An 8,142-nucleotide genomic window follows, 5' to 3' on the forward strand; every position below is an offset into this window, starting at 1 on the left:
TCCTCGTAGGACCCGAAGGAACTCCCCTACCGCGCCGTGTACCCGAAGCGGGTGCCGGCGGCGGGGAGGCCGCCCTGGCCGGGCTGGTAGGTGGTGACCGCGGCGATCGTTCCGCCGGCGGTCACGTTGGACATCAGCAGGGCGTGCAGCGCGCCGTAGGTGCTCGGACCGTAGGGCATGCCGACGTAGAGCCCGGTGCCGGTGTAGTGGATGCTGCGGCCCAGGTTCTGGTTGGCACCCGCGGGGCCGGGGATGCCGTCGCCGTCGCCGGCCTCGAGCCAGCGCTCGCCCGCGCCGGGCGAGCCCAGCAGCGAGAAGGTGGTGATCGCACCCGCCTTCGCGACCGTGCCGATGGCCTCGTTCGGGATGCCGACGGCCAGCCTCATCGTCGCGGTGCTGCTCACCGCGCGCGGCGCGGTGTTCACGGCGGTGACGGCGGCGCCGAAGCGGTCGCCCGCCTCGGAGGTGCCGCTCACATCGTCGTCGCCGGTGCCCGACAGGTAGGTGTTGAGCTGGCCGACCGTGCCGGAGGCGGTGATCCGGAAGCTCTGGACCATGCCGGTGTCGGTCTTGTCGACGCCGCCGACGAACAAGTCCTCGTCGGGCGAGCCGACCGCGAGTATCGATTCGGTGGCCGCCGCCGCACCCGAGGGCCGGTACGGGGCCAGGGCCAGGCGATGGCGATGTCCTCGACGGCGTCGCAGTTGAAGTCGGTGATGCGGGGCGCGCCGATCTTCGGTTCCGATCGGCGGTACGGAACAGCTTCAAAAAACACATGCGGAAGAAATGGCGCCTACAACACCAGGAACACGATGACAATCGCCAACGTCGTCACCAGCAGCCCGTAAAGGCCGGATTTCAGCTTCGAGACCTCGTACGTCTCTCCGAGCCGGTGCTTCTTCTCCATTTGCCGCACCTCTGGCCGCATGGCGAACAACAGGAGAGCCAGTGAGAACATGGAAGCGGAGTAGATGACGAGAGCCTCTGGCTCCGTATGGCCCCGCATGAAGCTGTGCCCCATGACGGAGACCGCTCCGAGGGCCGGGGCGATCACTGAGTAGAGCGTGGCCTTCTTGTGTCTGAAGCAGAAGTAGAACGCCGCCATGAACAGTGCGGAAGTGGCCACTGCCACGATCCACCACTGGCCCACCGTCAAGTCCTCCGCCTTCACTTTCTCTCTCCTGCCTTTGTGTACATGTCGCCGGGGTGGGCGGCACTTCCTGCGGTACCGCCCAGCTGCCTGCGGCGATTCCCGGAATTACTGTCCGGTCAGCTCCAGTTCAGCAAGCCGATGGCCGCCGTGGTGGTGTCCTCCAGGAAACCGGACTGTCTGGTCGTCCAGGGTGCGCTGCGTGGCGATCCGCGCCGGCGCCTCCTGCTCCTGGGCGGCCTTGAGACGGGCTGCCACGATGCCGACTTCGGTGTCCTGCTGGATGCGGTCGGTCTCCGCCTGGCGGGCCGCCGCCTCGACGGCTCGTGCCTCCGCGACCGCGTCGGCCGCGGCGTTGTTCGCCGCGGAGGCAGCCGCGGAACCGGCGGCGGAGGCCTGCGAGGAGGCGATGGAGGCCTGCTCCGCCGCCTTCGCGGCCGTACGGGCCTTCGCGGCGGCGTCGCGGGCGCCTTCGGCGGCCGCACGTGCGGCGGATGCCTTCGAGGCGTCGGCGGACGCGGCGATGGCCGCGTTGTAGGCGCGTGCGGCCGCACGGCCTGCCTGTGCTGCCGCCGCGGCGGCAGCCTGCGCCGCCCGCGCCGCCCGCTGCGAGGCGGACTGCGCGGCACGGGAGGCGCTGATCGCGGTCTGCGCCGCGCGGGCCGCGCCGCGTGCGGCGTCGGCGGCCTTGTCGGCGGCCTTCGCCGACTTACGGACGTCGTCCTGCGCGGCCTGGTGCAAGGCCTCGCATCGATCACATTACGAGTCGACCGAAAACCGGACAGTCGCATTCCGTTGCGTTGATGTCCGAAAACAGGTGTGGGGGTGCCCGGCGTTGGTCGCCGGGCACCCCCATCGTGAGAGGGAAACCGGGGGCTACTCCCCCAGCAGCCTCCGCACCCGCTCCTGCCCCACCGCCAGCAGCAGCGTGGGCAGCCGGGGCCCGGTGTCCCGGCTCACCAGCAGGTGGTAGAGCAGTGCGAAGAACTTCCGCTGGTCGGTCTTGATCTCGGCGGGCAGTTCCTTGGGTGTGGCGTCCGCGGAGAACCCGGCCTGAATCTTGGGCACGCCGTAGACGAGGTGGGTCAGCCCGTCGAGCGACCAGTGCTCGGCGAGTCCGTCCAGCAGCAGCCGCAGTGACTGCTGTCCCTGCTCGTCGAGCGACTTGAGCAGGTCGAGGTCGGGCTCGTCCCGCACGATGGTCCGCTGCTCGGCCGGCACCTGGGTGTTGATCCAGGCCTCGGCCTTGTCGTACCGCGGCCGCGCCTCGTCCAGCGAGCCCAGCGGCCGCGACGGGTCCAGCTCGCTGAGGATGCGCAGCGCCTGGTCCTCGTGCCCGGCGGTGATGTCGGCGACGGACGCGAGGGTCCGGTACGGCAGCGGCCGGGGCGTACGCGGCAGCTCACCGCTCGCCGTGCCTACCGCGCGGGAGTGCGCGGCGATGTCGGCCGGCAGCGCGGTCCCGTCGGCGACCTTGGCGTCGAGGCGGTCCCACTCGTCGTAGAGGCGCTGGATCTCCTGGTCGAAGGCGATCTTGAAGGACTGGTTGGGCTTGCGGCGGGCGTACAGCCAGCGCAGGAGCTGCGGTTCCATGATCTTCAGGGCGTCGGCCGGGGTGGGTACGCCGCCCCGCGACGACGACATCTTCGCCATGCCGCTGATGCCCACGAAGGCGTACATGGGCCCGATGGGCTGCTTGCCGCCGAAGATCCCGACGATCTGCCCGCCGACCTGGAAGGACGACCCCGGGGAGGAGTGGTCGACGCCGCTCGGCTCGAAGACGACCCCCTCGTACGCCCACCGCATCGGCCAGTCGACCTTCCACACGAGCTTGCCGCGGTTGAACTCGTTCAGCCGGACGGTCTCGGAGAAGCCGCACGCGGTGCAGCCGTACGTCAGCTCCGTGGTGTCGTCCTCGTAGGCGGTGACGGTGGTGAGGTCCTTCTCGCAGTTGCCGCAGTACGGCTTGTACGGGAAGTATCCGGCGGCGCCGGAGCTGCCGTCGTCCTCGGCTGCCGCGCCGGATCCCTCGGCGGCCTCCAGCTCGGCCTCGTCGACCGGCTTCTGCGACTTCTTGGCGGGCGCCTTCTTCGTGCGGTACTGGGCGAGGATCGCGTCGATGTCCGCGCGGTGCCGCATGGCGTGCAGGATCTGCTCGCGGTAGACGCCGGAGGTGTACTGGGCGGTCTGGCTGATCCCGTCGTACTCGACGCCGAGCTGGGCGAGCGACTCCGTCATGGCGGCCTTGAAGTGCTCGGCCCAGTTGGGGTGCGGCGAGCCCTTGGGTGCTGGCACGGACGTGAGCGGCTTGCCGATGTGCTCGGCCCAGGACTCGTCGACGCCCGCGACTCCGGCCGGCACCTTGCGGTAGCGGTCGTAGTCGTCCCAGGAGATCAGGTGCCGGACCTGGTGGCCGCGGCGGCGGATCTCGTCGGCGACGAGGTGCGGGGTCATGACCTCGCGGAGGTTGCCCAGGTGGATGGGGCCGGACGGGGACAGCCCGGACGCGACGACGACAGGTTTGCCCGCGGCGCGGCGCTCCGACTCCTCGATGACATCGTCCGCGAAACGGGAGACCCAGTCGATGGTCTCGGTGCTCTGAGCCACGATCGGCACGTCCTCTTGGTTCTGGAACTTTGGGAGTCCTGAAGTTCTGACCGCTCCATACTCCCAGACGGGTCCGCGACCGAAAAAACGGCTTTACCCCCATGGGATACTGGCCGTGTCTATCCATCCCCACGAGGAGAACGGCACCCTTTCTTATGGCCTCGGTCACGTCCCTCACCGCTTCCGTCCACCAGCGCCTCGCGTCCGCCCTCACGGCTGCCCTGCCGGAGGCCGCCGACGCGGACCCGCTGCTGCGACGCAGCGACCGGGCGGACTACCAGGCGAACGGGATCCTGGCGCTGGCGAAGAAGGCGAAGGCGAACCCGCGGGAGCTGGCCGCCCAGGTCGTGGCGCAGGTCACCACCGGCGAGGTGATCAAGGATGTCGAGGTCTCGGGCCCCGGCTTCCTGAACGTGACGATCACCGACCGGGCGATCACCGAGAACCTCGCCGCGCGGGCCGCGGATGCCGACGGCCGGCTGGGCGTGCCGTACGCCGAGCAGCCGGGCACCACCGTCATCGACTACGCGCAGCCGAACGTGGCGAAGGAGATGCACGTCGGTCATCTGCGGTCGGCGGTGATCGGTGACGCGCTCGTTCAACTGCTGGAGTTCACCGGTGAGAACGTGATCCGGCGGCATCACATCGGCGACTGGGGCACCCAGTTCGGCATGCTCATCCAGTATCTGGAGGAGCACCCGCACGAGCTGGACCACAAGGACGCCGAGGTGACCGGCGAGGAGGCGATGTCGAACCTCGACCGCCTCTACAAGGCTGCGCGCAGGCTCTTCGACTCCGACGAGGAGTTCAAGACGCGGGCGCGGCGCCGGGTGGTCGACCTCCAGGCGGGCGACCCGCACACCCTCGCCATGTGGCAGAAGTTCGTGGACGAGTCGAAGATCTACTTCTTCTCCGTCTTCGAGCAACTGGACATGGAGGTCCGGGACCCGGACATCGTCGGCGAGTCGGGCTACAACGACATGCTCGACGAGACGTGCCGGCTGCTGGAGGAGGCGGGTATCGCGGTCGAGTCGGAGGGCGCGCTGTGCGTGTTCTTCGACGACGTCAAGGGCCCGGACGGCCACCCGGTCCCGCTGATCGTCCGCAAGTCCGACGGCGGGTACGGCTACGCGGCGACGGACCTGTCCGCGATCCGCGACCGTGTCTTCAACCTCAAGGCGAACACGCTCCTCTACGTCATCGACGCCCGCCAGGCCCTGCACCTGAAGATGGTCTTCGAGACGGCGCGCAGGGCGGGCTGGCTGAACGAGGACGTGCCGGCGGTCCACCTCGCCTTCGGCACGGTCCTCGGCAAGGACGGCAAGCCGTTCAAGACCCGTGAGGGCGAGACGGTCCGCCTGGTCGACCTGCTGGACGAGGCGATCGACCGCGCCTCGGCCGTCGTACGGGAAAAGGCGCAGGACCTGTCCGAGGAGGAGATCGCCGAGCGGGGTGCCCAGGTGGGCATCGGCGCGGTGAAGTACGCGGACCTGTCGACGTCGGCGAACCGGGACTACAAGTTCGACCTGGACCAGATGGTCTCGCTGAACGGCGACACGTCCGTCTATCTCCAGTACGCGTACGCCCGTATCCAGTCGATCCTGCGCAAGGCGGGCGACGTACGCCCGTCCGCGCACCCGGAGCTGGCGCTGCACGAGGCGGAGCGGGCGCTCGGACTGCACGTCGACGCGTTCGCCGAGCAGGTGGCCGAGGCGGCCTCGGAGTACGCCCCGCACAAGCTGGCGGCGTACCTCTACCAGCTGGCGTCCCTGTACACGACGTTCTACGACAAGTGCCCGGTCCTGAAGGCCGAGTCGCCGGCCCAGGTGGAGAACCGCCTGTTCCTGTGCGACGTCACGGCCCGGACGCTGCACCAGGGCATGGCACTGCTGGGGATCAGGACACCTGAGCGGCTCTGAGCGCCTGGAGAGTTGCGCGCGGCCCGTCTCCTCCCCTGTGGGGAGGACGGGCCGCGGCGTGTCCAGGTGCTAGAGCGAGTTGGCGAAGTCCTTGAACGCGGCCCTGGTGCCTGATCCAACGGCTCCGTCGACCGGGCCGTCGTAGAGCCCGCCGGACTGCAGGGCGCGCTGCAGCGCCTCGACGGTGCCGGTTCCGACGTCGCCGTCGATCGGGCCGGTGTAGCCGTAGTGCGCTGTGAGGCGAGGCAATAACCGACCTGGCCCTGCTGCGCGACCAGCGCGAGGCATTCGGTCCGGTCGCCTCCACCCCCACCGCTTGGCCCATCCTGGCCGACATCGACACCACGACACTCACGGCATCGCGCATCCGCGACTCCAAGAACCTGGAGGGTGTTCGCCGGGTTCGCCGGGCGTCAGGCGTAGTAGTGGATCGTGCCGCGCAGCGCGGCGTCACCGCCCTCGCAGTGCTGGACGAAAGTCGCCGCGAGGGCCTTGATCGTGCCGTCGTCGCCGCGGGCCAGCTTGGTGATGGTGAACTGGCCGGTGACCGTGTTGCAGCCTCGGCTGTTCCCGGACACGTCGAGGCCCGCTATGCCGTCGCCGTGGAACCGCTGGGCCTGGTAGGTGCGGCCGGCCTCGAACTGTTCGCCGGTGGGCGGGGTCAGCTGGGCCGACCAGTACTCGCGCTTTCCGGAAGCCTGGTAGGAGACGCCGTCGCCGTAGCGGCTCAGTGAGAACGTGCTGGTGGCGCCGGTGAAGGTCTGGCTCAGGCCGGCGCCCACGTAGTCGCCGGAGTCGCTGCTGTAGGTGTAGGACAGCGGATAGGCACGGTACTTGACCACGCCCTTGAGCGCGGGGGCGTCGGCGCTTTCACAGTGCTGGGTGTAGGTGGCGTCGAGCACGGTGATCGCACCGGAGGTGTCGGTCTCGATCTGGTTGACCGAGAACTGTCCGTAGACCTCGTTGCAGCCGCGGCCGTCGCCGGAGACGTCGAGGCCCGGGGAGCGGCCGGTGCGGAAGGCCGCGCGCTCGGCGTTGCGGTAGACACCCGGGTGGAGCTTCTCGCCCACCGGGGCGGCGAGGTCGACATCCCACCGGGTGCTGTCCGTGGACACGCGGAAGCGTACGTACTCCGCGGTGCCCCCGGCGGTGATCGTCGCCGTCGCCGGTGTGTAAGCGGCGGTGCCGCCCTGGCCGATGTAGTCACCGGCCTCGCTCGTGTATCGGTACTTCGTCACGGCCACCGGGGTGCCGGTGGCGGCCGCGGCGGGCTCGGCCAGGCCTGCGGTGAGGCCGATCGTCGCGGTAAGACTCGCCAGCGCACCGAGCAGGGTGCGCCGCCATCCTGTGCGTGAGCGCACGGATGCAACCCCCTTCATGGAAGGTACGGGCGCCCCCAGTGGGCACCCACACCCTTGTTGTAACAGCCGCCACTGACACCGGAGTTGCCGCAGTCCGAACGTTCCGTCGGTCAGCGCTGGGCGGTGGTGTTCGCCCCGTCCAGCGCTTCCCGGATGATGTCGGCGTGCCCGGCGTGCTGGGCCGTCTCCCTGATCAGGTGCAGCAGGATGCGGCGTGCCGACCAGTACTCCCGTTCCGGCGGGGACCACGGAGTGACGGGCAGCGGCACGCGGCGGCCGGGGTCCGGCAGGGCGGCCACCGCCCGGTCGGTGGCCCGGGAGGCGGCGGCGTACCGCTCCAGCAGGCCGGTGAGGGTGTCGGTCTCGGCCATGCGGTACTGGCCCATGTCGAGCATGCTGTCGGGTAGTTCGCCGTCGCCCTTGACCATGATCTGCGTCCACACCTCCTCCCCCTGTGCGAGGTGTTTCACGATCCCGCCGAGGGTCAGCTCGCTCACGGTCGTGCGCCGCGCGGCCTGCGCGTCGGTGAGGCCGCGCACGGTGATCAGCAGCAGCTCCCGCTGCTCCGCGAGCGCGTGCAGCAGCTCGTCGCACTCGTCGGGGAGGGACGGGGCCGGGTTCTGGTTCTGCATCGCGGTGGTCATGCGGAGACCGTACGAGGCATGCAGGACGGAGTGTGTCCTACATGCGCGCGTCAGGCAGCAGCCGCGTGCCCTCCGGCGCCGTGATGCCGAAGTCCTCGTCCAGGACACGGCGGGCCTCGGCGTCGTCCGCGAGTTCCCGCACGGTGACCGCGCCGTCTGCGCAGGTCCTAGGGCCTGCTGCGAAAGTGGCGTCGTCGCCCGAAGGGCGGCCGCGCGGCGTCCGGTGCGTGCTCTCGGCGTGCCACCCGGAAGCCCTCGTACTGGGCGTACTCGGGCTTTCGGGCGGTGGAGTGGGGGCGCCTCCCACGCCCTTAAGGCAGTGGGGGAGCGTGCCGGGCGTCGCGCGGCAGGCGCCACTTTCGCAACAGGCCCTAGCTTGACTCTGTCGGGGATCTTGGAGTTTCGCGGCGCGACAGCATGATCAACGGGCATGCTCGGGTGGTTCCGATGACCGATGCAGT

General features: G+C 69.7%; 7 protein-coding genes and 1 pseudogene. 1 reads left to right on the plus strand and 7 read right to left on the minus strand.

Features of this window, described 5'->3' with window-relative positions; genetic code table 11:
* Positions 1-26: 26 nt before the first annotated feature.
* The 4 genes and pseudogenes from H8R17_RS24440 to lysS all read right to left on the minus strand — a co-directional run.
* Positions 27-674: pseudogene (locus H8R17_RS24440) on the minus strand (esterase); the annotation flags it as partial.
* Positions 675-793: 119 nt separating this feature from the next.
* Positions 794-1,171, minus strand: a complete 378-nt coding sequence (locus tag H8R17_RS24445; RefSeq protein ID WP_187825349.1) for a hypothetical protein — start codon at positions 1,169-1,171, stop codon at positions 794-796.
* Positions 1,172-1,258: 87 nt separating this feature from the next.
* Positions 1,259-1,891 (minus strand): hypothetical protein, encoded by a 633-nt coding sequence (locus tag H8R17_RS24450; RefSeq protein ID WP_187825350.1) that lies wholly within the window; start codon positions 1,889-1,891, stop codon positions 1,259-1,261.
* 135 nt (positions 1,892-2,026) lie between these two features.
* Complete coding sequence (gene lysS / locus H8R17_RS24455; protein ID WP_187825351.1) at positions 2,027-3,766, minus strand: lysine--tRNA ligase; 1,740 nt, start codon at positions 3,764-3,766, stop codon at positions 2,027-2,029.
* A 146-nt stretch (positions 3,767-3,912) separates the two neighbouring features.
* Here lysS and argS point away from each other — a divergent pair, with 146 nt between their 5' ends.
* A complete protein-coding gene (argS, locus tag H8R17_RS24460) occupies positions 3,913-5,676 on the plus strand; it encodes an arginine--tRNA ligase (protein WP_187825352.1) in 1,764 nt (587 codons plus the stop codon).
* Between the two features lie 69 nt (positions 5,677-5,745).
* Here the strand turns inward: argS and H8R17_RS24465 are convergent, their stop codons facing one another.
* The 3 genes from H8R17_RS24465 to H8R17_RS24475 all read right to left on the minus strand — a co-directional run bounded on the left by H8R17_RS24465 (position 5,746) and on the right by H8R17_RS24475 (position 7,681).
* Positions 5,746-5,925 (minus strand): peptidoglycan-binding protein, encoded by a 180-nt coding sequence (locus H8R17_RS24465; protein ID WP_187825353.1) that lies wholly within the window; start codon positions 5,923-5,925, stop codon positions 5,746-5,748.
* A gap of 164 nt (positions 5,926-6,089) precedes the next feature.
* A complete protein-coding gene (locus tag H8R17_RS24470) occupies positions 6,090-7,037 on the minus strand; it encodes a hypothetical protein (protein WP_316959522.1) in 948 nt (315 codons plus the stop codon).
* Between the two features lie 110 nt (positions 7,038-7,147).
* Complete coding sequence (locus tag H8R17_RS24475) at positions 7,148-7,681, minus strand: DinB family protein (RefSeq protein WP_187825355.1); 534 nt, start codon at positions 7,679-7,681, stop codon at positions 7,148-7,150.
* Between the last annotated feature and the right edge of the window lie 461 nt (positions 7,682-8,142).

Source organism: Streptomyces sp. TRM68367, assembly GCF_014495685.1.
In the GTDB taxonomy this organism is placed as follows: Bacteria; Actinomycetota; Actinomycetes; order Streptomycetales; family Streptomycetaceae; genus Streptomyces.

What these genes read in the sequence shown, in the direction of transcription:
- H8R17_RS24475 (WP_187825355.1), bottom strand. Translation starts at nt 7,681, where the DNA reads ATGACCACCGCGATGCAGAACCAGAACCCGGCCCCGTCCCTCCCCGAC.
- argS (WP_187825352.1), top strand. Translation starts at nt 3,913, where the DNA reads ATGGCCTCGGTCACGTCCCTCACCGCTTCCGTCCACCAGCGCCTCGCG.